General features: G+C 71.8%; 21 protein-coding genes and 2 pseudogenes. 9 read left to right on the top strand and 14 right to left on the bottom strand.

Annotated features, from left to right (window positions below; all coding sequences use genetic code 11):
* Positions 1-252: 252 nt before the first annotated feature.
* A complete protein-coding gene (locus DEJ15_RS06080) occupies positions 253-1641 on the top strand; it encodes a molybdopterin-dependent oxidoreductase (RefSeq protein ID WP_349814827.1) in 1389 nt (462 codons plus the stop codon).
* Positions 1642-1657: 16 nt separating this feature from the next.
* Here DEJ15_RS06080 and DEJ15_RS06075 read toward each other — a convergent pair whose 3' ends face one another.
* The 5 genes from DEJ15_RS06075 to DEJ15_RS06055 all read right to left on the bottom strand — a co-directional run bounded on the left by DEJ15_RS06075 (position 1658) and on the right by DEJ15_RS06055 (position 7595).
* Positions 1658-2344, bottom strand: a complete 687-nt coding sequence (locus tag DEJ15_RS06075; RefSeq protein WP_349814826.1) for a putative protein N(5)-glutamine methyltransferase — start codon at positions 2342-2344, stop codon at positions 1658-1660.
* A 110-nt stretch (positions 2345-2454) separates the two neighbouring features.
* The gene (locus DEJ15_RS06070; protein WP_110823606.1) at positions 2455-3432 is read right to left on the bottom strand and encodes a ribose-phosphate diphosphokinase; all 978 of its coding nucleotides are present in this window, start codon (positions 3430-3432) and stop codon (positions 2455-2457) included.
* A gap of 114 nt (positions 3433-3546) precedes the next feature.
* Positions 3547-4974, bottom strand: a complete 1428-nt coding sequence (glmU, locus tag DEJ15_RS06065) for a bifunctional UDP-N-acetylglucosamine diphosphorylase/glucosamine-1-phosphate N-acetyltransferase GlmU (protein WP_110823605.1) — start codon at positions 4972-4974, stop codon at positions 3547-3549.
* A gap of 211 nt (positions 4975-5185) precedes the next feature.
* Complete coding sequence (locus DEJ15_RS06060) at positions 5186-6412, bottom strand: zinc-dependent alcohol dehydrogenase (RefSeq protein WP_110823604.1); 1227 nt, start codon at positions 6410-6412, stop codon at positions 5186-5188.
* 115 nt (positions 6413-6527) lie between these two features.
* The gene (locus DEJ15_RS06055) at positions 6528-7595 is read right to left on the bottom strand and encodes an MFS transporter (protein ID WP_284175893.1); all 1068 of its coding nucleotides are present in this window, start codon (positions 7593-7595) and stop codon (positions 6528-6530) included.
* A gap of 68 nt (positions 7596-7663) precedes the next feature.
* Here DEJ15_RS06055 and DEJ15_RS06050 point away from each other — a divergent pair, with 68 nt between their 5' ends.
* Entirely contained in the window at positions 7664-7801 is a 138-nt protein-coding gene (locus DEJ15_RS06050) for a hypothetical protein (protein ID WP_284175892.1), read from the top strand.
* Positions 7802-7945 (top strand): hypothetical protein, encoded by a 144-nt coding sequence (locus DEJ15_RS06045; protein WP_284175891.1) that lies wholly within the window; start codon positions 7802-7804, stop codon positions 7943-7945. It begins immediately after the preceding gene.
* 49 nt (positions 7946-7994) lie between these two features.
* Here the strand turns inward: DEJ15_RS06045 and DEJ15_RS17975 are convergent, their stop codons facing one another.
* A complete protein-coding gene (locus DEJ15_RS17975; RefSeq protein WP_349814825.1) occupies positions 7995-8213 on the bottom strand; it encodes a helix-turn-helix domain-containing protein in 219 nt (72 codons plus the stop codon).
* 870 nt (positions 8214-9083) lie between these two features.
* Between DEJ15_RS17975 and DEJ15_RS06035 the strand changes: the two genes are divergently transcribed.
* Positions 9084-9533: a MarR family winged helix-turn-helix transcriptional regulator gene (locus DEJ15_RS06035; protein WP_110823601.1), complete on the top strand. Its 450-nt coding sequence runs from the start codon at positions 9084-9086 to the stop codon at positions 9531-9533.
* 167 nt (positions 9534-9700) lie between these two features.
* Positions 9701-9850, top strand: a complete 150-nt coding sequence (locus tag DEJ15_RS06030) for a hypothetical protein (protein WP_181419412.1) — start codon at positions 9701-9703, stop codon at positions 9848-9850.
* A gap of 94 nt (positions 9851-9944) precedes the next feature.
* Here the strand turns inward: DEJ15_RS06030 and DEJ15_RS06025 are convergent, their stop codons facing one another.
* The 3 genes and pseudogenes from DEJ15_RS06025 to DEJ15_RS06015 form a co-directional block, all read right to left on the bottom strand.
* Positions 9945-10793 carry a carbohydrate ABC transporter permease gene (locus tag DEJ15_RS06025; RefSeq protein ID WP_110823600.1) on the bottom strand — a complete coding sequence of 283 codons (849 nt, stop codon included), beginning with the start codon at positions 10791-10793 and terminating at the stop codon, positions 9945-9947.
* Positions 10793-11413, bottom strand: coding sequence for a carbohydrate ABC transporter permease (locus DEJ15_RS06020; protein ID WP_284176304.1), 621 nt, complete (start codon positions 11411-11413; stop codon positions 10793-10795). The genes DEJ15_RS06025 and DEJ15_RS06020 overlap by 1 nt, the downstream gene beginning before the upstream one ends.
* A 765-nt stretch (positions 11414-12178) precedes the next feature.
* A pseudogene (locus tag DEJ15_RS06015) lies at positions 12179-12857 on the bottom strand (extracellular solute-binding protein); the annotation flags it as partial.
* A gap of 452 nt (positions 12858-13309) precedes the next feature.
* Here DEJ15_RS06015 and DEJ15_RS06010 point away from each other — a divergent pair.
* The 4 genes from DEJ15_RS06010 to DEJ15_RS05995 all read left to right on the top strand — a co-directional run bounded on the left by DEJ15_RS06010 (position 13310) and on the right by DEJ15_RS05995 (position 16590).
* Positions 13310-14530 (top strand): histidine kinase, encoded by a 1221-nt coding sequence (locus tag DEJ15_RS06010; protein WP_284175889.1) that lies wholly within the window; start codon positions 13310-13312, stop codon positions 14528-14530.
* Positions 14439-14729, top strand: a complete 291-nt coding sequence (locus tag DEJ15_RS06005) for an ATP-binding protein (protein WP_349814824.1) — start codon at positions 14439-14441, stop codon at positions 14727-14729. Before DEJ15_RS06010 ends, DEJ15_RS06005 begins: the two co-directional genes overlap by 92 nt.
* Positions 14730-14731: 2 nt before the next feature.
* Positions 14732-15580, top strand: coding sequence for a response regulator (locus tag DEJ15_RS06000; protein ID WP_284175888.1), 849 nt, complete (start codon positions 14732-14734; stop codon positions 15578-15580).
* 119 nt (positions 15581-15699) lie between these two features.
* Positions 15700-16590, top strand: a complete 891-nt coding sequence (locus DEJ15_RS05995) for a hypothetical protein (RefSeq protein ID WP_110823596.1) — start codon at positions 15700-15702, stop codon at positions 16588-16590.
* Between the two features lie 89 nt (positions 16591-16679).
* Here the strand turns inward: DEJ15_RS05995 and DEJ15_RS05990 are convergent, their stop codons facing one another.
* From DEJ15_RS05990 to DEJ15_RS05970, 5 genes and pseudogenes are all read right to left on the bottom strand, one after another.
* The gene (locus DEJ15_RS05990) at positions 16680-19181 is read right to left on the bottom strand and encodes an OpgC family protein (protein ID WP_110823595.1); all 2502 of its coding nucleotides are present in this window, start codon (positions 19179-19181) and stop codon (positions 16680-16682) included.
* Positions 19169-19582, bottom strand: a complete 414-nt coding sequence (locus DEJ15_RS05985; RefSeq protein ID WP_284175887.1) for a hypothetical protein — start codon at positions 19580-19582, stop codon at positions 19169-19171. Before DEJ15_RS05985 ends, DEJ15_RS05990 begins: the two co-directional genes overlap by 13 nt.
* Positions 19579-21603: a glycosyltransferase gene (locus DEJ15_RS05980; protein ID WP_110823593.1), complete on the bottom strand. Its 2025-nt coding sequence runs from the start codon at positions 21601-21603 to the stop codon at positions 19579-19581. The genes DEJ15_RS05985 and DEJ15_RS05980 overlap by 4 nt, the downstream gene beginning before the upstream one ends.
* Before the next feature lie 293 nt (positions 21604-21896).
* The gene (locus DEJ15_RS05975; RefSeq protein ID WP_110823592.1) at positions 21897-22178 is read right to left on the bottom strand and encodes a pyrophosphorylase; all 282 of its coding nucleotides are present in this window, start codon (positions 22176-22178) and stop codon (positions 21897-21899) included.
* Positions 22179-22365: 187 nt separating this feature from the next.
* A pseudogene (locus DEJ15_RS05970) lies at positions 22366-24161 on the bottom strand (DEAD/DEAH box helicase).
* Positions 24162-24211 lie beyond the last annotated feature (50 nt).

Genomic DNA, 24211 nt, shown 5'->3' with positions numbered 1-24211 from the left:
AGCCGCAATCCACGAGCGGCACCGACGCCCTGTTCCCAGCACGACTGACCTACGATCCGATCGTGACCGAGCCAGACCCGCGCCTCCTCCCGCACCGCAGGTGGGCCGCAGCGCTCGTCGGCGTCATCGCCGTCCTCGCGTTCCTCGCCGTCGCCGAACTGGGCGCGCTCGTCCTGGGCGGCGCAGGCAGTCCGCTCGTCGCGGTCGGCTCCGCCGTCATCGACCTCGCGCCCCCCGGCGGCGAAGGACCTCATGGTGTCGCTGTTCGGGACGGGCGACAAGGTGGCCCTGTTCGTCCTGATGAGCGTCGTCCTCGTCGCGGTGGCGGCCGGCGCCGGTGTCCTCGAACGCCGGAACCCGCCGTACGGCGCGCTCGTCTTCGCCGCCGGCGGGGTGCTCGCACTCCTCGCCGTCACCACTCGTTCGGGCAGCGGCACCCTCGACGGCGCCCCGACGGTCGCCGGCATCGCCGCCGCGGTGGTGGTGCTGCGGCTCCTGCTCCAGCGTCTCCGCCGCTGGGAGGACGCCCGCGCGGTCCCGACCGCCGGACCCGGCGGTGCTGGTGCGGTCGCACGCCGCTCCTTCATCCGCTGGACGGTGACCAGCGCAGCGCTCGCAGTGGTGGTGGGCGGCGCCTCCCGGATCGGCTCGGCCTCGCTCCAGGCCGCAGCGGCCGTCCGGCGAGCCGTGCGCCTGCCGCAGCCGGCGACGCCCGCCCCGCCCGTCCCGAGCGGCGCGAGCCTGGACGTCGAGGGCATCACACCGTACGTCACGCCGAACGCCGACTTCTACCGCATCGACACGGCGCTGCGCGTCCCCGCCATCGACCCCGCCGACTGGTCGCTGACGATCACGGGCGAGGTCGACGAGGAGGTCGAGCTCACCTGGGACGAACTGCTCGCGCTCCCGCTCGAGGAACACATGGCGACCCTGAGCTGCGTGTCGAACGAGGTCGGTGGCGACCTGATCGGCAACGCCCTCTGGCTCGGGTACCCGATCCGGTCCCTGTTGGCGCGCGCCCGCCCCCGAGCCGGAGCGGACATGGTGCTGTCCCGCAGCATCGACGGCTTCACCGCGGGGACCCCGCTCGACGTGCTCCAGGACGAGGGGACCGACGCGCTCCTGGCCGTCGGGATGAACGGCGACCCACTGCCCGCCGAGCACGGGTTCCCGGCGCGGCTGGTCGTGCCCGGCCTGTTCGGGTACGTGTCCGCGACGAAGTGGGTGACCGAGCTCGAGGTGACGCGGTTCTCCCGGGCGCAGGGGTACTGGACGCCGAGAGGTTGGTCGGAGCGGGGACCGGTGAAGCTCGAGTCGCGGATCGACACCCCGGTGGACGGCGTCACGGTGGCCGTCGGCGACCGGGTCCCGATCGCGGGCGTCGCGTGGCAGCCGCACACCGGGGTGAAGGCCGTGCAGGTCAAGGTCGGGGACGCCGACTGGCAGGACGCCGAACTGGCGGACTCGGTCTCGGCCGACACGTGGCGGCAGTGGGTGCTCCGGTGGACGGCGACGAAGGGACGGCACGAGATCCAGGTCCGTGCCGTCGGTGCCGACGGCGAGGTGCAGACGAGCGTGCAGCGGCCGCCGGCACCGAACGGCGCGACCGGGTGGCACGGGGTCACCATCACGGCGTCCTGACGGGAGGCCCGTGCGGTCAGGCGGGGAGCGTCGCCACCACGCACGTGCCGTCGACGTCGTCGTCCCGCACGACATCGGTCGTGAACCCCGCGGTGCGGAACAGTTCCGCGGACACCGGCGCCTGCTCGGCCGACACCTCGATGACCACGGACCCGCCGCGCCGCACCCAGTCAGCAGCGCCGGCAGCGATGCGCCGGTGCAGGTCGAGCCCGTCGGCGCCGCCGTCGAGTGCGACCCGGTGCTCGTGGTCGCGCGCTTCGGGCGGCATGGTCGCGATGGCGTCGGTCGGGACGTACGGGGCGTTCACGGCGAGCACGTCCACCGCACCGCGGAACCGGGTGGGCAGCGGGTCGAACAGGTTCCCGGTCACGACGATGCCGCGGTCGCCGAGGTTCTCCGCGGCCACCTCGGTGGCGTCGGGGTCGATGTCGGCAGCGACGAGGTCGAGCGCCCCGACGCGTTCCAGCAGCGCCATCGCGACGGCTCCCGCTCCGCAACACAGGTCGACGACACGGTCGTACCGTCGGAGCCGTCGGGCTGCCTCCGTGACGACGACCCTGGTCCGCGCCCGTGGCACGAAGACGCCCGGTGTGACGCGGACGCGGTGCCCGTCGAACGCCGCCCAGCCGAGGACGTACTCGAGGGGCTCCCCCCGCCAGGCGACGCTGCACCAGGCCGCGGAGCCGGACCGCGTCGCCGTCACCGGCCGCGAGGAGCAGGTCCGCCTCGTCCTCAGCGAACACGCTCCCGCCCGACCGGAGTCGGGCGGCGAGGGCGTCCCGCGCGGTCAGTGCCACCGTCGGACGTGAGCGCTCAGGCGGCGCCGTCGAACATCGACGTCACCGAGCCGTCGTCGAACACCTCGTGGATGGCCCGGGCGATGAGCGGCGCGATCGGCAGCACCTCGAGCTTGTCCCAGCGCTTCTCGGGCGGCAGCGGCAGGGTGTCGGTCACGACGACGCGGTCGATGAACTCGCTCTGCAGCAGCTCCGTGGCCGGGTCGGAGAACACCGCGTGGGTGGCGGCGACGACGACGCCCTTGGCACCGTTGGCCTTGAGTGCCTCGGCGGCCTTCGCGATGGTGCGCCCGGTGTCGATGAGGTCGTCGACGAGCAGGCACCAGCGACCGGAGACGTCACCGACGATCTCGTGCACGGAGACCTGGTTCGGCACGAGCGGGTCACGGCGCTTGTGGATGATCGCCAGCGGAGCCCCGAGCTTCTCGGACCAGATGTCGGCGACGCGGACGCGCCCCATGTCCGGCGAGACGACGGTGAGGGTCTCCGGGTCGAGCATCTCCTTGAAGCGCTCGAGCAGCACGGGCATGGCGAACAGGTGGTCGACGGGACCGTCGAAGAAGCCCTGGATCTGCGGCGCGTGCAGGTCGACGCTCATGATGCGGTGCGCACCCGCGGCCTTGAACAGGTCGGCGACCAGACGGGCCGAGATCGGCTCACGCCCACGGCCCTTCTTGTCCTGGCGGGCGTACGGGTAGAACGGCGCCACGACGGTGATGCGCTTGGCCGAGGCACGCTTGAGCGCGTCGACCATGATGAGCTGCTCCATGAGCCACTCGTTGATCGGGGCGGTGTGCGACTGGATGACGAAGGCGTCGCATCCGCGGACCGACTCGTCGAAGCGGGCGTAGAGCTCACCGTTGGCGAAGGTCCGGGCGTCGGTCGGGACGAGGTCGACACCGAGCTCTTCCGCGATCGCCTTCGACAGTTCCGGGTGCGCTCGCCCGGCCACCAGGACGAGTCGCTTCTGGCCGGTTGTCTTGATTCCGGACACGTGTGGTGCTCACTCCCTGACCCCGAGAGGGGGGCCGATCTGACCCCGCCGGGGCCGATGTCCTGGGCTCCGATCGGGGCCCACCGCTGACGGCCGCAGGGACCGTCGAAGGTGTCACTCGCCTCGCGCGCGCCGAGCTGCCTCGGCCGCCGGGGTACCGGGTCGGTTCTCCTCGACCCATCCCTCGGTGTTGCGCTGTGGGGCGTAGCTGATCGCGAGCGACCCGGCCGGCACGTCCTTGCGGACGGTCGTGCCTGCACCGGTGTACGCCCCGTCACCAATCCTAACCGGGGCGACGAACACGTTGTGCGACCCGGTGCGGACGTCCGACCCGACGACGGTGCGGTGCTTGTGCACGCCGTCGTAGTTCGCCGTGATGGTGGCCGCGCCGATGTTGGAGTCCTCGCCCACCTCGGTGTCGCCGATGTAGGACAGGTGCGGGACCTTGCTGCCGCGACCGATCACGGCGTTCTTCGTCTCGACGAAGGTACCGATCTTGCCGCGGTCGCCGAGGACCGTGCCCGGCCGCAGGTAGGCGAACGGCCCGACGGAGGCGCCGTCCCCGATGACCGCGAGCGTGGCGTCGACCCGGTTGACGGTGGCGCCGGCGCCGACCTCGGTGTCCCGGAGCGTGGTGCCCGGTCCGACGACGGCGCCGGCCGCGATCGCCGTCGCTCCGAGCAGCTGCGTGCCGGGCAGGAGCTCGGCGTCGGGCTCGATGGACACGTCGAGGTCGATCCACGTCGACGCGGGGTCCTGCACCGTGACGCCGGCGAGCTGGTGCCGACGGACGATCCGCGCGTTCAGCTCCCGTGCCGCATCCGACAGCTGCGCCCGGTCGTTGATCCCGGCCACGAGCCACGGGTCGGTCAGGGTGACGACGTCCACCCGTCCCCCGCGGGCGGCGATGAGCGCGGGCACGTCGGTGATGTACTTCTCGCCCTGTGCGTTCTCCGTCGTCAGCGACGGCAGCACCGCGCGCAGGTGGGTGACGTCGAACGCGTAGATGCCGGCGTTGGTCTCGGTGACGGCACGCTGCTCGTCTGTCGCGTCCTTGTGCTCGACGACACCGGTGAAGGCGCCGGAGGCGTCGCGCAGGATCCGGCCGAGCCCGGTCGGGTCGTCCTGGATGGCGCTGACGAAGGTGACCGCGTTCGACTGGCTCGCGTGCGCCTCGACCAGTCCGCGGAGGCTCTGCGCGTCGAGCAGCGGGACGTCGCCGGAGAGCACCACGACGACGCCGTCGAAGTCGGCCGGGAGCGCGTCGACCGCGACCTCCACCGCCCGACCGGTCCCGGGGACGTCGTCCTGGTCCACGACGAGGGCGTCGGGGGCACGCTCGGTGATCTCCGCGGCGACGCGCTCACGCTCGTGCCGCACGACCACGGCGACGTGCTCGGGCGACAGGGACTCGGCGGTCCGGAGCACGTGGGCGATGAGGGGCAGCCCGGCGAGCCGGTGCAGCACCTTGGGGAGCGAGGACTTCATGCGCGTGCCCTGCCCGGCGGCGAGGACGACGACGGCGATCCGCTGGTCGGTCATGCGTCCCATCCTGGCGCACCGCTCCCCCCGGCGTCCGACCGTCGCGGGCATCTGTGCGGAACTCCGCGCCGCAACAAGTCCGTGGAGGAGCCCGCCGACGCACCGCGAGCGCCTGGAGGCCCGGCACCGGCCGTCTGACCGGTGCCGGGCCTCCAGGCCGAGCCGTGCGCGCGGTCCGCGAGCGCGGTCCGCGCGTGCGTGTGGACCGCCGTCAGGCGGACGTGTCCGACAGCTCCACCTTGATCCAGCCCGGCTCGCGACGGTCGAAGGCCTCGTACGCCTCGATCGCGGACCCGATGCCCTCGTGCTCGGTGATGAGCGCGGTCGGGTCGAACTGGCCCGCTGCGACCATGTCGATGAGCGGCGGCGTGACCGAGTGGTGGTCGCAGTTGCCCATCCGGATCGTGAGGTTCTTGTTCATCGCCTCGCCGATCGGGTACGACTGCGCGGTCGGCCCGTACACACCGATGATCCCGATCCGGCCGTACTTCGCCACGCACGCGACCGCCCACTGCGCGACCTGCGACGGGCCGTCACCCGGCTTCCACTGCTGCGCCTCGCCGAACCCGTCCGGGGAGGCGTCGGGCGCGACCTGGGCGACCTCGGCGTCGAACGCGGCCGCCTGCTCGTCGGACACCGCTGCCGGGCCCCGCTTCGGGCGCTCGGCGTCGACCCCGACCGCGTCGATGACGGCGTCGGCGCCGATCCCGTTCGTCAGGTCCATGATCGCCTGCACCGGGTCCTCGCGGTTGTAGTCGACGACCTCGCAGTTCTGCGCGAGCGCGGCGGCGAGCCGGGTCTCCTCGCCGTCGACGACGATCACGCGCCCGGCGCCCTGCTTGAACGCGGACGCCGCGGCGAACTGCCCGACGATGCCCGCGCCGAACACCACGACGACGTCGCCGCGGGTGACGCCGGCGAGTTCGGCACCGAACCACCCGGTCGGGAAGATGTCGGAGAGCAGGATGGCCTGCTCGTCGCTCACGTTCTCCGGCAGCGGGTGCATGGTGTTCTGCGCCCACGGGACCCGGACGTACTCGGCCTGCAGACCGTTCACGGGACCGGTCGACTCGGGGCCGCCGAAGAAGCTCGTCCCCGCCTGCGGGCCGTTCGGGTTCGCGACGTCGCACTGCGCGGTCTGTCCCATCCGGCAGTACCGGCACGCACCGCACGAGATCGTCGAGTTGATCACGACGCGGTCGCCGGCGCTGAAGCCACGGACGGCGTCGCCGACGCTGGTGACGACGCCGACGGCCTCGTGACCGAGGATCGTGCCCTCCTGCATCGGGGCCATGGTGCCGCGGACGAAGTGCAGGTCGGTACCGCAGATCGCCGAGCGGGTGATGTGCACGATCGCGTCGTGCGGGTCCTGGATCGTGGGCTCCGGGACCTCGTCGAGCCGGATGTCGCCGATGCCGTGCCAGACAACTGCCTTCATGGGGTTCCTCCTCGTGGGTCGTCGACCCGGACGGTACGCGCGGCGGTCTCGGTGGTCGTCGAGGGCAGCAGGACCCGCGGGCAGGCGGCGGCCGGGAGGCCCTCCCCCGCCTCCGTCAGGCGGCGGCGCCCCGGCTGGCGGGCCGGGTCTCGTCGCGCACGAACGCCATGAGCACGAGCCCGGCGACGAGCACCACGACCACCCCGAGGATCCCGTACCGGGTCGACCCGCCGACGGTCACGGCGAGGCCGAACAGCGCCGGCGCGATGAACGAGGCCGCGCGGCCGGTGGTGGCGTAGAGGCCGAACAGCTCTCCTTCACGACCGGGCGTCGCGAGCTTGGCCAGGTACGCCCGGGAGGACGACTGCACCGGCCCGACGAACACGCAGAGCGCGAGACCGAGCACCCAGAACGAGACCTGCGCGGAGCCGGCGAAGAGCACTGCGGTACCGGTCAGGGCCAGCCCCACGAGCGACACCATGATGAGCGGACGGGACCCGAACCGGTCGTCGAGTCGGCCGGAGAGCACGGTCGAGATGCCCGCGACGACGTTCGCGACGATCGCGAACAGGATGACCTCGGACGGGCTGAAGCCGAAGACCTGGGCGGCGATGATCCCGCCGAACGTGAACACCGCGCCGACGCCGTCGCGGAACACCGCACTCGCGAGCAGGAACGCGAGCACGTTGCGCCGCGTCCGCCAGAGCCGGGCGACGTCCCGCCCGAGGTCCGCGTAGGCGGTCCAGAGCGACCCGCGGCGGCTCGGGTCGGCGGGTGCCTCGGGAACGGCGAGGAAGAGCGGGACCGAGCTGACGGCGAGCCAGACCGCGGCGATCCCGATCGCGACGCGCACGTCCCACTGCCCGCCCGCGACCGTCGCCGGGAGCTGCAGGAGCCCACCGCGGCCGTCCACGCCGAAGTCCTGGATGCAGAGCAGGAGCAGGACGACGAGGAGCACGATCCCGCCGAAGTACCCGGCGGCCCAGCCGATCGCGGAGACCCGGCCGGTCTTCGGTCCGGTGGCGACCTGCCCGAGCATCGCGTTGTACCCGACACAGGCGATCTCGTACGCGACCGTCCCGATGCCGATGAGCGCGGCGCCGAGCACCAGGTACGGCTGCTCCGGGGCGACGAACACCATGCCGACGATGGCGAAGAAGACACCGACCGTCGCGATGAGCACCGACCGCCTGCGGTGCCCGGACGTGTCGGCCAGCCGCCCGACGGCGGGGGGCGACGAGGGCGACCAGGATGCCCGCGACGGTCAACGCCGTCGAGACGACGGCGGCGTTGTGGGCGAGCTCCCGCTCGACGGCGGCGGCTGCTGCACCGGTCGAGTCCTCGGCGGCGACCAGTGCCGGGTCCACGAAGGCCCGGCTCGCCAGGTAGGTGCTGAAGACGAACGTCGTGACGACGGCGTTGAAGGCGGCGGAGCCCCAGTCCCAGAGCGCCCAGGACACGAGTGCCCGTCGTCCTGCCGTGGTCGGCGGGGCCGCGGCGGTCGTCGGCGTACCGGTCATGGCGGAACCGTAGCGCGTCCCGGTGTCCTGCCGGGGAACCCGTGCCGCTCCGGGTCAGCAGGTCACCGTCGGAGCGTCTGCTTGGGGTACTCGCCGAACCGCTCCGCGTAGGCCGCGGAGAAGCGTCCGAGGTGCGCGAAGCCCCACCGGGTCGCGACCTCACCGACCGAGGCCGTCCGCGGGTCGCGGGCGAGCAGTTCGTCGTGCACGCGGTCGAGCCGTACCTGCCGCAGGTAGGTCAGGGGCGAGACACCGAGGGTCCGGCGGAAGGACTCCTGCACGCTGCGCACGCTCAACCCCGCGACCCGCGCCAGCTCCGCGATGGTGATCGGGTCCTCGGGGTGGGCGTGGACGTACTCGACGGCGGCCCGGAGCTTCGCCTGCCGCGGGTGCAGCAGCTCGGCGGGGGAGGCGGTCGAGCTGCGGCGGGACGACCCGGAGGAAGGCGTCGGCCGTCTGCCGCTTCGCCTCGTGCCACACGAGCGAGTCGGTCCCGCCCTCGCGCAGCGCGCGGGAGAGCGCGCCGAGCGAGTCGCGCCAGTGCCGGACGGCCGCGCTCTCGGTCGGTCGCAGGTGGTCGAACCGCAGGTCGCGGGTGCCCACGTCGAACCGTTCCGAGGCGACCTCGCGGACGAACCGACGATCCAGGTGCACGAGCTGCTGGTCGTAGTCGGCGGCCACGAACACGACCTCGCGGTGCGCGGCGAACAGCGTCGGCTGCCCGATGCGGAGCGGGACGCGGTCGCGCAGGGTGTCGGGGACGCCGGAGCCCGACGTGAGCCACCCCATCACCAGCTCGTTGCCCGGGGTGGAGGCGCCGCGGAGGAAGCCGTTCATGGTCGACCGGCGCATCGACACCTCCGAGTCCCCGACGGCCGTGTAGCGGTACGAGTACTCGCCCTCTGTCCGGCGGGACAACCACTGCTTGCCGGCGTAGATGCCGGCGAGGTCGCGGACGGCCGCCTCCGGTTCGGTCCCGGCGACCTCGAACCGGACCGGCGTGACGGACTGCTCGTCGCCCGGACCATCTGAGGACGTCGGCGCGCTCACCGGGTCACCCGACCGGACCGGACGAGACCACCGTCCGGATAGGGTGAGCCCGAACGCGCGGAGCCGACCCGCGCGCGGCTGCACGTCGAGGAGGCGAGCCCGTGAGTGAACTCGACGTCATGGGCGCCCTGGCCCGGCTCGAGCACTCCTCGATCTCGCTGCGCGACCGTCTGCGCGACCGGACCGGCATCACCGGCACGGACCTGCTGGTCGTGCGGTACGTGTGGCGCGCGAAGACGGCCGGACGGTCGGTCCGCGTGAAGGACCTCAGCGTGCACCTGGGGCTGACGGGCCCCGCGGTGACCGGTCTCGTCGACCGGCTGGCACGGCAGGGCGTCCTGCGACGGGTGCCGAACCCGGAGGACGGTCGGAGCCGCTTCATCGAGCTCACACCCGGTCACGAGGAGGTCTTCGCAGCGGCGCTGGCGAGCACCAACGAGCAGTTGCACGAACTCCTGTCCTCCTTCTCGGAACGCGAGCGTCGACGCCTCGTCCGCATCGTGGACCTGATCGCCGGGGCGCTCGACGACGGGGTGCCACCCGCGTCGTAGTGCAGGGTATGGGCCGGTCGGATCGTCGCTGGGGGGGTTTGTCCGCGCAGCGCGGATGGGTCGGCGACCTCCCCGTTCGCCCGGACGTGCTCCCGTCCACCGTCGTACCGTCGGTGACGATCAGGACCCCTCGCAAGGGGGGGTCATGTCCGACGGGAAGGGACACCATGGGCATGTACGAGTCCGAGCCGGGCGTCGACCCGGTGCGCATCACCACCATCCGCCGTCTGCGCCGCCGCTGGAAGCACGGCGAGCAGCCGACCGACGACCAGGGGTTGTTCGACGACCTCTTCGTCGGCACGACGAAGCAGCGCTGACACACCGTCGTCGACGCGGCAGCGCGTCGCGCTGGCACACGACGGGAGGCCCGTGGCGGGATCGCCACGGGCCTCCCGTCGTGTGTGCGGCCGCTCAGCCCTTCACCGCGCCGGACGTGAGCCCGGAGACGATCGACCGGCGGAACACGAGCACGAGGATGACGATCGGCACCGTCGCCGCCACGCTCGCCGCGAAGATCTGCGCGAACGGCACCGTGAACTGGGTCCCGAACAGCGCGATGCCGACCGGGATCGTCCGCAGCGAGTTCTCGCTGTTGAAGGTGAGCGCCATGAGGAACTCGCTCCACGACGCGGTGAAGGTGAAGACCCCGACGGTGAACAACCCGGGCTTCGCCATCGGCAGGATCACGGAGAGCACCGTCCGCCAGGCACCGGCGCCGTCGATCTCGGAGGCCTCCTCGATCGTCGACGGGATGCCCTGCAGGTAGTTCCGCATGATCCAGATGGCGAACGGCAGGTTGAACGCCACGTACGGCACGATCAGCCCGGGGTACGAGTTGAGCAGTCCCAGGTTCCGTTCGAGCAGGTACAGCGGGGTGAGCACCGCGATCGCCGGGAACACCGACAACATGAGCAGCGACGTCATGATCGCGGTGCGTCCACGGATCCACCGGCCGGCGAGCGCGTACCCGGCCAGGAACGCGAGCGCGAGCACGATCACGGTCGTGGACACCGACACGATGATGCTGTTCACCATGTACTGCCCGAGCGCGTTGTCCCGGAAGGCCACGACGAAGTTGTCGAGCGTGAACGACATCGGGAAGGCGGTCGGCGGGGACTGCGCGATCTCGGAGGACGGCTTGAACGACGTCGTCACGAGCCAGTACAGCGGCAACGCGGTGACGACGGCGATGACGACGGCGCTGACGTTGACGGTGTTGACCCACCGCCGCCAGCCCTTGCGGATCCGTTGACGGGGCATCAGGCCTCGCCTCCCTTCGCCTGGTTCCGGAAGGCCCGGAGGAAGAGCAGACAGCCGGCGGCCACGATGAGCGCGGTGCTCGTCGCGATCGCCGCTCCCGGCCCGATGTTGATGTCCTGGAAGAGCACCTTGTAGCCCATGATCGCGAGCGACTGGGTGCTCGTCCCGGGGCCGCCGTTCGTCAGCACGAAGGGCAGGTCGAAGACGCCGAACGCCTGCAGGATGCGGAACAGCACCGCGATCGTCAGGGTCGGGGCGAGTTGCGGCAGCACCACGCGCCAGAACGTCTGCCAGCCGTTGGCGCCGTCGAGCTCCGCGGCCTCGTAGTGGTCCTCGGAGATCTGCACCAGGCCCGCGAGCAGGATGATCGCGACGAACGGCGTCGTCTTCCAGATGTCGGCCACCATGAGTCCGGTGATGGCCGGGACGGGCTCGCCGAGGATCACCGGCGCCTCCCCGAACAGGGCGAAGAACCAGGTCGCCACCCCGTACGTGGAGTCGTAGACGTACTTCCACAGCTGGGCGTTGACGATGGTCACGAGCGACCACGGGACGAGCATGAGCGCGAGCATCCAGCCCCGGGTCGCCCCGAGCCGCTCGAGCACGAGCGCGACGAGCATGCCGAGCACGAGCTCCACGAACACCGTGACGATCGTGTACAGGAACGTGAAGCCGAGCGCCCGGTACCAGTCCGCGCTCTGCACCAGGGCCGCGTAGTTGTCGAACCCGAAGCCCTGGATCGCGAAGCCGTCGTAGCCGATCTCGACGTCCGCGAAGCTGAGGACGATCGAGTAGACGACCGGGAAGATCGTCACCGCCGCGACGACCAAGAGGGCCGGGGCGGCGAAGCCCCAGGCGCTCCGGGCACGCAGGCGGTCGAGACGGTTCCGTCCGCTCCGGCGAACGACGGGGTCGGGGCGGGTCGGGCCTCCCGGTCGGGTCGACGTCCGGACGCCGGTCGCGGCGCTCACAGCGCCGCTCCCCGGAGCGCGAGGTCGATGGCGTCGGCCATCGCGCGCGTCCCGCCGTCGACGGTGCGCTGCCCGCCGAGGATGCCGTTGCCGTTCTGGTAGACGCCCTGCGAGACCTTCGGGTAGTAGGCGGTCGAGGTCGGACGCGGCACGAGCGTGATGCCCGCTGCGGTGTCGTACGTCGGGCGCTGCTGCCGCTTCGCGTCCGCGCTGACGAGCGACGCGGACCGGGCCGGCAGGACCCCGCCCTCGCGGGTGAGGAACTGCTGCGCCGTCTCGCTCGACATCCAGCGGGCGAACGTGAGGGCGGCTGCGGGCTGCTGGGTGTGCGGGTTGATGTAGTTCCCCCCAACCGCCGATCGTCGAGTGGTGGTCCTCCATCCCGTCGAACGTCGGGCGGGCGGCGAGCCCGACCTTGCCCTGGACGGCGCTGTCCGGGCCGTTCGCGATGCCCCACGCGTACGACCAGTTCCGGAGGAACGCGGCACGACCGCCCGAGAAGGCGTCGTTCGTGTCCTGCTCCTGGTACGTGAGCGTCGCACGCGGGCTCGCGCCGGAGGTGACGAGCGAGCGCATGAACTCGAACGCCCGCCGGGTCTCGGAACTCGTCGTCGTCGCGTTCTCGAGGCCGTCGTCGAGCAGCGAGCCACCGGCGTCGGCGACGAACTCGGTGACGTTGCAGGTCAGGCCCTCGTACACGTCGCCCTGGAACGCGAACCCGTACGAGACGTCCCCGGTGTCGACGAGCTTCGCCGCGGTGTCGCGGACCTCCTCCCACGACCCGGGTACCTGGAAGCCGTGCTTGTCGAGCAGGTCCTTGCGGTACAGGAAGAACGACTCGTCGATGTAGAGCGGGAACATGTAGTACGTGCCGTCGACACTGGCGGCGAGCCGGAGCCCCTCGGGGAACTGCTCGAAGAAGTCCTCCCCCCACCAGCGTGTTCACCGGCGTCGCGAGCTTGTTCTTCGCGAACTGCCCGGGCCAGGCGACATCGCCCAGGTACACGTCCGGCGTCGGCGACCCGGCTGCGATCTGCGTCGTCAGCGACGTCCGGTTCGTGTCGGTGTCGCTCGGGGCGCTGACGATCCGCACGCGGATGTCGGGGTGCTCCTTCTGGAACTCGGCGATCAGTCGCCGTCGGAGGTCCCCACCGTCCTTCGACGCCACCTGCCCGGCCCACCAGCTGATGGTCGCCGGTCCCTCCGGCGGGTCGGTCGGCCAGTCGGCGACCTCGGTCCGCTCGGGGCGCGTGGAGCAGCCGGCCAGCAGCAGCACCCCCCGTGCCTCCGAGCAGGAACAGCCTGCGGTCGATGTCCATCCGTCCTCCTCGACGTCCGGTCCGCACCCCCGGCCTCCGTCTGAGCGGGCGCGCGAAGCTGTGAGGCCACTCAACCCCTGACCACCGCACCGCGCCTGGGAGTCCGCCGAGCACGAGGGTCACGCTCCTCCGCTCCGGCCGGTCTCGACGAGCCGGTCTCGTCCGCCGCGCGCGCCGACGCCCGCCGGAGCCGTACCGGACACCGCGCAGCGGTTACGGTGACCGGGTGCGCGGACCACGGACGACGGAGCCAGCGCCCGACGGCGACGCCGAGCGCGCACCGAGGGCCGTGGTCGTCGTGCCCCCTGACCCGCGGCGACGCCCGGTCCGCGCGACCCCGTGGCGTCGGGTCCTGGTGGGCGTCGTGCTCGCGGCGGTGCTCGGCGGTGCCGCGGTCGCCGCTGCCGGGACGCTCGTCTCGCAGCGGACAGCGGAACGCTTCGCCGTCGAGGACGCCACCCGCGACACCGCGGCCGTCGCACGGTCCGTCGTCGAACCCGCGCTCCGCGACGCGATCGTCGACCCGCAGGCCGACACCACCGCACACCGGGAGGCGGTGGAGGCCCTCGACCGGGCCGTGCGCCGTGCCACCGCGGCGAGCGCCGCCGTCCGCGTCAAGCTCTGGGCACCGGACGGGACCGTGCTCTGGTCGGACGAACCCCGGCTCACGGGTGAACGGTTCACGCTGTCCGACGAGGACCTCGAAGCACTCGCCGAGGACCGGTCCGACGCCGAGGTGTCCGACCTGAGCGCACCCGAGAACCGCTACGAGCGGGGGCAGGGGCCGCTCCTCGAGGCGTACCAGGCGGTCCACGTCCCCTCCGGCGACCCGCTGCTGCTCGAGGTCTACTACCCGTACGACGACGTGCTGGCGAGTTCCGCGTCGCTCCGTTCGGCGTTCGCGGCACTCGCGTTCGGCACGGTCGCCGTCGTGATCGGGCTGCTCCTGCCGGTGCTCCTGTGGCTGCTGCTCCGCCTGCGCTCGGGCCAGCGGGACCGCGAACGGCTGCTCGTCCGCGCGCTCGACGCCGAGACCGCCGAGCGCCGACGCATCGCCGCGGACCTGCACGACGGACCGGTCCAGGACGTCGCCGGGCTCGCGTTCTCGCTCGGCGCGGTCGCGCGGGGAGCGACGGGTCCGACCGCCACGGCGCTCGACGCCGCCGCGTCGACCCTCCGCGGAGCGGTGTCCGCCCTGCGCTCGCTGATGTCGGCGGTGCAGCCGGCAGCCCCCCGACCGGGACGGGCTCGGTGCCGCGCTCGCCGACGCCACCGCGCGCGCCCACGCCTCCGGCATCGCCACCGTCCTCGACGTGCCGGACCGGGTGGACGCCCCACCGGCCGCCCTGACCGCGGTGGTGCGGTTCGTGCGGGAGGCAGTGGCCAACACGGTGCGGCACGCCGGGGCCTCGCGGGTCGAGGTCGTCGTCCGACGGCGGGACGGTGACCTGTCGGTCCGCGTGACCGACGACGGGACGGGATTCGACCCGGTGACGGTCCTCAGCGCGCGGCGGGAGGGACACCTCGGCACGACGCTGCTCCGGCAGGTGGCCGAGGACTCCGGCGGGTCGCTGCACCTGCGGACCGCTCCGGGTGCCGGCACCACGTGGGAGCTCAGCCTGCCGGCGGAGGCCGACCGGTGGTGAGGGTGCTGCTCGTCGACGACCACGCGCTCGTCCGCAACGGCCTGCGGGCGGTGCTCGACACGACGGCGGACTGCACGGTGGTCGGTGAGGCCGCCACGGGCGAGGCCGCGGTCGACCTGGCGGAGACCCTGCAGCCGGACGTCGTGGTGATGGACCTGTCGATGCCGGGCGCGGGCGGGGTCGCCGCCACGGCCGCGCTGCGGGAGCGCGTGCCCACGGCCCGGGTGCTCGTGCTCACGACGTTCGCCGACGACGCCCGGGTCCGCGCCGCGCTGGCGGCCGGCGCGACCGGCTACCTGCTCAAGGACGCCGACCCCGACGACGTGGTCCGGGCGGTGCAGGCGACGGCGCGGGACGAGGTGCCGATCGACCCGCGGGTGGCCCGGAGCCTCCTGCCCCGCGGGGCCGACCGGCACGCGGATTCCGACGGCCACGCGGATGCCGTCGGCCACGCGGGTGCCGACGGCCACGCGGGTGCCGACCGCCACGCGGGTGCCGCCGGTCTCGCGAGCGCAGACGGTCACGCCGGTGCCGGCAGCGGCGTCCCGGCGGGCACCGGCGGCGCGGTCCGATCCGACGGCGGCGGTCCGGTGCGCGGCCGCGCCGACGGTCCGGACCGGCACGATGCCGGTGGTCCGTTCCGTGGTGCGGCGGACCGGGACGCACCCGACCTGCCGCCGCGGGAGCGTGACGTGCTGGTCCGTCTGGCCCGTGGCCTGTCGAACCGGCAGATCGCCACCGAGCTCGGGATCGCCGAACGGACCGTGAAGGTGCACGTCGGCAGCGTGTTCCGCCGCATCGGTGTCGCCGACCGGACGAGCGCCGCGCTCTGGGCCCGGGACGGCTGGTGACCGCACGCCGACGTCGTCCGGCAGGCGGGTACTAGTACCAAGGTCCGATGGTGCCGTCCCGCTGCAGCGGCGACGATCGTGCCGAGGGGACGAACCGCCCCGAGCACAGGAGGCACACCATGGACACCACGACCACCCACCGCGGCCGCACCGCAGGTCGCCGCACGGTCGGCATCGCCGCCACCGTCGTCGCCGCCGCGGTCGCCGCAGTCGCCCTCGTCGGGGTCGCCCCGGCGCAGGCGTCCGGCAAGACCTCGACCGGCGGGGACTACGCCGTCACCGTGAACGGCACCACGACGAACCCCGCGGTCGGCAAGGACTTCAAGCTCCGTGACACCGCGGTGTCCGGCACGATCGCCGTGCGCGGCAAGCACAACGGCTTCGACATCCGGGTCGCCGACCTCGGCGTCCACGACTACACGCTCACCGGCGCACCGGACACGCAGCGGATGGTGACGAAGCCGACCGTCGTGTTCGCGTCGAAGGTCCCGACGCTGACGCCCGCCCAGCTCGCCGGCACGCGGCTGTCGTCCCTCGAGGTACGGGACGACACCCTGGTCGCGATCTTCAGCACTGCAGCCGGCAAGTACAAGATCCAGGCCAAGGACGGCGCCCAGGGCGGGATCTTCCAGATGGAGACGGAGTTCGCCGGACCGGTCGAGTTCACGCACACGCTCGGCGCCGGCCTGTTCTACTTCGTCAACCCGTACACGGGCAAGGTCAACTTCGGCGACGGCATCGCGGCGGTGGCCTCGGGCAGCGGCGCGCACCAGATGCTCCTCGGCAAGGACAGCCCGCAGGTCGCGACGAAGACCTCGCAGACGGCCACGACCACGACCTGGACCGTGCAGCCGGGTGGACGCATGGGCGGGGTGCTCGGCGAGGACGCCGTCGAGCTGAGCGCGGGTGCGACGAACTGCACGAGCGACTGCCAGGCACAGAACCAGATCCGCGGCTCCCTGCCGGTGCCGCCGGACCCGGTCGACCCGACGCCGATCGCGTCGCGCTGACGGCCGGACGGCCTGACAGGCAGACGGGAGGCCCGGTACCAGCTGGTACCGGGCCTCCCGTCTGCCTGTAGCCCGTCGCGCGCCGCGCGTCAGCGCGGGATGACCGAGAACAGGAACTTCTTCCGCACCATGTACCAGACGAGCAGGATGAGCACCGTGTGGGTGATCGTCCCGATCCAGACGTTGCCGTAGTCGACCGGGATCGACGCGACCACGAGCGCGAAGAACACCTGCCACACGAACACGTACAGGCTGGCCTGACCGAGCGGGATCCAGAGCCAGCCGATCACGGCGTTCACCGGCTTCCAGAACACCGTGAGGATCGCGTACGACACGATCGCGAAGAACGCGATGTCGACGAGACGACCCCACTGCAGGTCCACACGCTGGTACGCCGTGTTGTACAACTCGCGGTACATGTCCGCCGGGAACGGCACCGGCGTGAAGTCGAACCGGTCACCCGCCCAGACGTAGACCAGGAACGCCGCGTACCCGCACACCAGCACGCCGACGAGCACCTTGCCGACGCGGCCGGTCAGGGCGCGTGTGATCTGCCGTCGGTGGTAGCCGAGCACGAGGCCGTGCGTGAAGACCACCTGCCAGATGAACAGCGGGAACACCGCGTCGAACTGGGCGTTGACCGGCTTGAACTCCGGGTTGAGCACCTGGAACACGTAGAGCGCCCAGCTCGCGATGAGCAGCGCCCACCAGAACCCGCGGCGGATGATCCACATGAACACCGGAATGAACAGGCTCAGCACCACGAACAGGCCCATGATGTTGAACGGCCAGGGGCCCATCTCGAGCAGCAGGAACTGTCGGATCGCGTACCAGGGCGGCGGGTAGGCGAGCAGCTGCATCGCGTTCGGGTACAGGTCGTAGACGCGCCCCTCGGCCCGCACGCCGTCCGTGCCGGTCCCACGGTCGGTGAAGGTCGTGATCGCGTCGGTGTTCAGGAACGGGATGAAGCTCAGCGCGAAGACGACGAGGATGACGACGAGCGTCACGACGTACTGCTTGCGCGCCCGCTTGAAGGCCCCGATCGCCGAAGCCCACTCGCCGAACTTGGCGACGCCGAGCGGGTAGACCATGCCGAGGACCATGCCGGACAGGAACACGAACATCTCGGCACCGGTGATGGCGCCGACCGCGTGCAGCGTCAGGTACGAGTACGGGCCGGACACCTCGATGTGCGTGATCACCACCGCGAGGATGATGAACCCGCGGAACAGGTCGAGTCGGAGATCACGTCCGGGCTTGCCGTCGTCCGGGTAGCGCCAGCTCGGCACGAGCCGCCCGAACAGCCCGCTCAGCACGAACACGACCGCGAGGCCCGCCGCCAACCAGACGATCCAGGCCATCTGGTCGCCGCCGGTGTCGAGCTGCTGGTTGGTGGCCTCGGCGCCCTGCTGCGGGGTGACCCGCTCGGTGACCGGACCGAAGACGAAGCGGTCGGACTCCTGCAGGTCGGTGCGGAACGACCCGGCGACCCCGGGCGCCTTGGCGAACCGCCAGTCCGCGGGCCGGTTGCCCGCTTCGGGCTCACGCCGGATCGCGTCGATGTAGGTCACACCGCGGATCTCCGGGTGGTCGCGGACGGCGTCGATGACCTGCCGCCACCACCCCTGCTTCACGGGCAGTTCGGCGTCCCCTCCGAGCGAGTGGTCGTAGAGCGCACCGGTGTCGAGGAGCATCGGGAGGTCCCGGCCCGCGGCGAAGCGCTCCGTGAACGTCTCCGGCTGGGCCCGCTGGTAGCCCCAGGTCTCGGCGAAGCGCTGTGCCACCTCGTCGGCCTCCGGCACGTCGTTCCGCGTCAGCGGGACGTCACGCCCGGCGGCCTCCGTCGCCGCTCCCTTGCCGAAGTAGAACATCGACAGGCCGACCCAGTCGACCGACGCCTCGCCCGGCCAGTAGGGCAGGTACGGGTCGTCGGCCTCGGTCAGCTGCCCGTCACCGTTGGTGTCGAGCTTCTCCGTGTCCGTCGCCGACAGGTCGGCCAACCGGCCGGCGGACGAGCCGAACGGGTACCCGGCGCCGTAGGACGGCTGCCACACCATGCGGGCGTCCGAGTTCCCTGCGTGCACCTGCGACGCGAGCGCCCGGAAGGCCCGGATGAACTGCGTCGGCTGCTGCCCCCAGCGCAGCCACGTGCCGTTCATCTGCGGGGCGAAGCGGACGAGCAGCTGCGTGTCGTACTGCCGGTGGATCTCCTGGAGGAGCGTGTTCGCCCGGCGGGCGTCGGCCTTCGTGAGCGTCCGGAGCGCACGGTCCGGCTCGAGGCTCACCACGAGCACGGCACCCTGCGCCGCAGCGGCACGGGTCGCGCGCAGCAGCTCCCGCTCGGCCGACCGGTCGATCGGGTACGCGACCTCGACGCCGTACATGGACGGCGTCGCGTCGAGTCGTCCCTCGTAGCCGTCCGGTGAGTCCGAACCCCAGTCGAGGTCCGGTCCGAACCAGGTCTTCCCGCTCGCGGGTTCGCGGACGCCGGACGTGACGGCGTCGGCGGGCAGTGCTCCCCCGAGCACGAGCACGCCGATCGTGACCAGGAGCGCGACCGCCTTCGCCGCGTTCTGCCTCAGCGAGCGCACACCAGCGTCCAGACGTTGCGGCCGCCCTGGTGGGTGTGCTCGAGGCGGTCGAGGGCGGCGATGGCCAGGGCGAGCCCCCGGCCCCCCCCTCGTCCTCGGGGTCCGCCATGGTGACCTCGCCGAGGTCGATGTCGACCGGCATGCCGTTGTCGGACAGGACCGCGACCAGGTCGTCGCCGTCGGTGCCGAGGTCGAGCAGGAACCGTCGGCCCTGACCGACGTCGGACCGGCGGGTGTGCTCGATCACGTTGGCGGCGATCTCGACGAGCGCGGTCTCGAACCGGAACCGCAGCGAGACGTCGTCGACCCCCCAGGCCCTCCCACCACGACCCGAACGTGTCCTGCACGGTGTCGAGCGACGCCGGGACCGCCGGGACGTCGATGCTGGCGTCTACGTTCACAGGGGTCCTCCGACGGTGGTCGACTCGTGGGCCAGGGGCATCTCCGCCTCGGGTCCGCGGTAGCGCACGGCCCGGATGACGATGCTGAAGATGAACAGGTCGAACACGACCCAGGCGGTGTTGACGAGCGGCGCGATGCCCTCGGCCTGCCCGGCCAGGTAGCGGATCGCGATCATCACGAGCGCGGCGACCAGGGCACCCATCGCGATGAGCTGCGGCCTGACCAGGTCCCACCGGGGCCGTGCCTCGGACTCGTCGCGCACCTTCGGCGTCACGCGGAACCCGAGGGGCTTGCCGCGGAACACGTTCTCGAACGCGCTCGTCACCGACTCGATCCAGACCGGGAAGAGCGCGAGCGAGTACTGCTGCCCGCGCCACGTCGGTCTGCCTGCGGCCACCACCCAGAACAGCAGCTGGTTGAGCACCAGGAACGGGATCAGCCGGACGAAGAAGTCCACGCTGTACGCCTGCACCGGCACGACGCCGAACGACAGGCAGAGGACCGGTGCGGCGATGTAGACGACCGCGGCGAAGCCCGACAGGTAGCTCCACATCGTGGAGAAGTACATGAGGCGCTGGCCGAACGACAGGCCCTTCTGCACGAGCGGGTTCTCGCGGAAGAACACCTGCATGGTGCCCTGCGCCCAGCGGAGGCGCTGCACGAGCATGGTCTGGAGGTCCTCGGGCGCGAGGCCCTTCGCGAGGATCTCGTCGTGGTACGCCGACTTCCAGCCGAGACCGTGCAGGCGCATGGCGGTCGCCATGTCCTCGGTCACCGAGATCGTCGCCAGCGGCATGATCGGCTGCGCCTCGTCGTCGCGGTTGACGTCGAGCGCGCGGGTCAGCACGGCGATCGCCTCGATCGCGGCGACCGGCGACGCGTCGCGCTGCCCGAGGACGTCGAGTGCGGCGTCGTCGAGCCCCGCGAACGTGTTGGCGTCGGTCGACATCGCGGCGAGCTCCTGCAGCTCGGCACGGACCGCCTCGAGGTCCGCCGCGGCGAACCGGAAGGCGATCGCGTCGATGCCGCGCTGGAACCGGTAGGTGACGTCGCCGAGCGGCTCGCCCGTGGCGATGTCGGCGCGTGCCTGCTCGACCACGACCTCGGCGTCGTCGAGGGCGGCGAGCACGCGCGGGTCGGTCTCGTTCTCGCGTGCGCGGGCGAGGAGCTTCTTCGCCGTCTTGACGGTGCGCTGCACGCTCGTCTCGACCTCGCGGACGTACCGCGTGATGCCGAGCTGCATGAGGGCCTCGCGGCGCAGGATCGCGTTCGACCCGCAGAAGAACGCGGCGTTCCAGCCGTCCTTCGACTGCTGGATCGGCCCGTAGAACAGGGGCGCCTGGCTGCCGAGCGGGTCCGAGTCCGGCACGTTCTCGAACCACTGCGGGGTCTGCACGAGTGCCATCCGCTCGTCCTTGAAGTACCCCAGCGTCCGGTCGAGGATGGCGGGGTCCGGCACCTGGTCGGCGTCGAGGATGAGCAGGAACTCGCCCTGCGTGGCGAGCAGCGCGTTGTTGAGGTTGCCGGCCTTCGCGTGGCGCGGCCGGTCCACCCAGTCCTTGCCGCGCGTGATGACCCCGAGGCCCTCGGCCTCTGCCGCCGCCCGCATCTCCGGACGGTTGCCGTCGTCGAGGATCCAGGTCTCGTGCGGGTGCCGGATCGCCTTCGCGGCACGGGCGGTGCGCATGACGAGGTCGATCGGCTCGTTGTACGTCGTGATGAAGACGTCGACGGTGACCGGGTCGCTCGGCGGGGTCGGCGGCTCACCGCGCTCCCGGAGCTTCCACGCGCCGAACGCGAAGAGGACCGAGTCGATGACGCTGTACGTCTCGGCGAGGATGAGCGGCACGGCGATCCACCACGAGTGCCAGTTCACCGAGGCCACCCACCGCCACGCGATGTAGTTGATGCCGGAGACGGCCGCGAGCACGGCGACCGTCCGCACGGCGAGGAGCCGACGGCGCGGGGTGCCGACCTCGAGCCGACGTCGGTCCTGACGCCCGACCTCGACCGCCGTCATCGACGTGCCTCCGGTGAACCGTGGGTGCTGTGCACGGTGTCCCCTCCTGATCCCGAAGACCCGTGCACGCGGTTGCCGCGCACGGGGGTGCCATCGGGGTCGGCGACGGTCCCGGGTCCCGCCGGTCGCTCCCCTGCGCTCGACGTCACCCCTGGCGACGTCGGCGTGCTGTCCTGTCTACCGCAGGCGGGCGACCACTGTCAGCACCACGCCCCGATCTGGGGACGGCCGGCCCGGTACGACGACGCCCGGGCCGTCGAACTCGTCGACGACCCGGGCGTTGTCGGGCGGTGTTACGCGCCGCCACCCGCGGTGAAGATGTCCTGCGAGATCTTGTCGAGCTGCGTGCGGAGCTGCTCGAGCTCCGTCTTCGCCTTGTCCAGCGCGGCCTTGGTCTCCGGCCACGTCGAACCACGGAAGTTCGCAGCCAACGGCCCGTCCCACACGTTCGAGTCGGACAGGATGCGCCCCTGCGCATCGAGCTGCGAGATCTGGTCCGTGAACCCACCGTTCACGATGGACTGGATCTGACGGATGGCGGTCTTCGCCTGCTCGGTCGAAAGCACACGCGACATGGTGAACCCCTCTTCTCTTCGTACCTGCACCCCCCGCGCAGAAGATCCCCCCCGGAGGCTCTGACGGGGTCCACAGTACCGAACCGCGCCGCAGGCACACCAGGGTGTGCACAGGAACGACGGGAGGCCCGGTACCAGTGGTACCGGGCCTCCCGTCAGTGGTCGGTCGCGTGCGCGGCCGGTCGTGTCAGTCGCGCGTGTGACGCGGCTTGCGCGCCTCGCGGTCGTCGCCGTACCCGCGGTCGTCGCGACCACCGCGGTCGTCCCGGTCGCCGTAGCGCCCGCCGTCACGGCGCGGACCGCTGTCACGGCGGATCGGGCCGCGACGGTCCGGCTGGATCTCGATGAGCTTGCCGCTGATCCGGGTGTCGCGCAGTCGGTCGAGGACGTCCGAGCCCATGTCCGACGGCAGCTCGACGACGGAGAAGTCCGGACGGATCTGGATCGCACCGAAGTCGTCGCGGCGGAGGCCGCCCTCGTTGGCGAGGGCGCCGACGATCTGCCGGGGCTCGACACGGTGGCGGCGGCCGACCTCGATGCGGTAGGCCGTCATGGGGACCGAGCGACGTCGGCGGTCGCCGCCGTCGCGCTCACGGTCGCCGTCCCGGGCGGGACGGTCGTCACGGCTGCGGCGCTCGTCGCGCTCGGCCTGCTGGCGGACGCGGTCGTCGGCCGGGTCGAGGAGGAGCGGGGTGTCGCCCTGCGCGACGACGGCCAGCGCCGCGGCGACGTCCGACTCGGGGACGTCGTGGTGCTCGACGTAGTGCCCGATGATGTCGCGGAACGCGGTGATCCGGGACTGCTGCTCGAGGGCCGCGGTGATCGCGTCGTCGAAGCGGGTGAGGCGGGTCGAGTTGACGTCCTCGACACTCGGCAACTGCATCTGCGTGAGCGGCTGCCGGGTGGCCTTCTCGATCGCCGAGAGCAGTCGGCGCTCGCGCGGGGTGACGAAGCTGATCGCGGCACCCGAACGACCCGCGCGACCGGTGCGGCCGATGCGGTGCACGTAGGACTCGGTGTCCACCGGGATGTCGAAGTTCACCACGTGCGTGATGCGGTCGACGTCGAGTCCGCGGGCGGCGACGTCGGTCGCGACGAGGATGTCGAGCTTGCCGGACTTCAGCTGGTTGACCGTGCGCTCACGCTGGGCCTGGGCGACGTCCCCGCTGATGGCGGCGGCGGCGTACCCGCGGGCGCGGAGCTTCTCGGCCAGGGTCTCGGTCTCGCTCTTCGTGCGGACGAAGATGATCATGCCCTCGAAGTCCTCGACCTCGAGGATGCGCGTGAGGGCGTCGACCTTCTGCGGGTACGAGACGATGAGGTACCGCTGCGTGGTGTTCGCCGAGGTGGTCGTCTTCGCCTTGACCGTGATCTCGGCCGGGTCGTTGAGGTACTGCTTGGAGATGCGGCGGATCTGCGCGGGCATCGTCGCGGAGAACAGCGCGACCTGCTTGGTGTCCGGCGTCTCGGCGAGGATCGTCTCGACGTCCTCGGCGAAGCCCATCTTGAGCATCTCGTCGGCCTCGTCGAGCACGAGGTACTTCAGCTCGGACAGGTCGAGGGTGCCCTTGGCGATGTGGTCCATGATGCGACCCGGCGTGCCCACGACGACGTCGACCCCGCGTCGCAGGGCGGACAGCTGCACGCCGTACGCCTGGCCGCCGTAGACGGGCAGGACGTGGACGTTCTTCATGTGCGACGCGTACTGCTCGAACGCCTCGCAGACCTGGAGCGCGAGCTCACGGGTCGGGGACAGCACGAGCGCCTGCGGCAGCTTGGCGCCGGACTCCATGCGGGAGAGCACGGGGGAGCGCGAAGGCCGCGGTCTTGCCGGTGCCGGTCTGGGCGAGGCCGACGACGTCACGGCCCTCGAGCAGGGTGGGGATGGTGGCGGCCTGGATGGCGGAGGGGGGTCTCGTACCCGATCTCCTTGACGGCCTTGAGGACGGCATCGCTGAGCCCGAGGTCGGCGAAGGTGATCACGGGCTCCTCGTCGACGGCTTCGGTGGGGGGTGTTCGTCTCGGTGCTCATA

Origin of the sequence: Curtobacterium sp. MCJR17_043, from assembly GCF_003224315.2 — a bacterium.
Classification (GTDB): domain Bacteria; phylum Actinomycetota; class Actinomycetes; order Actinomycetales; family Microbacteriaceae; genus Curtobacterium.
This window is presented reverse-complemented; position numbering and strand designations above follow the sequence as displayed.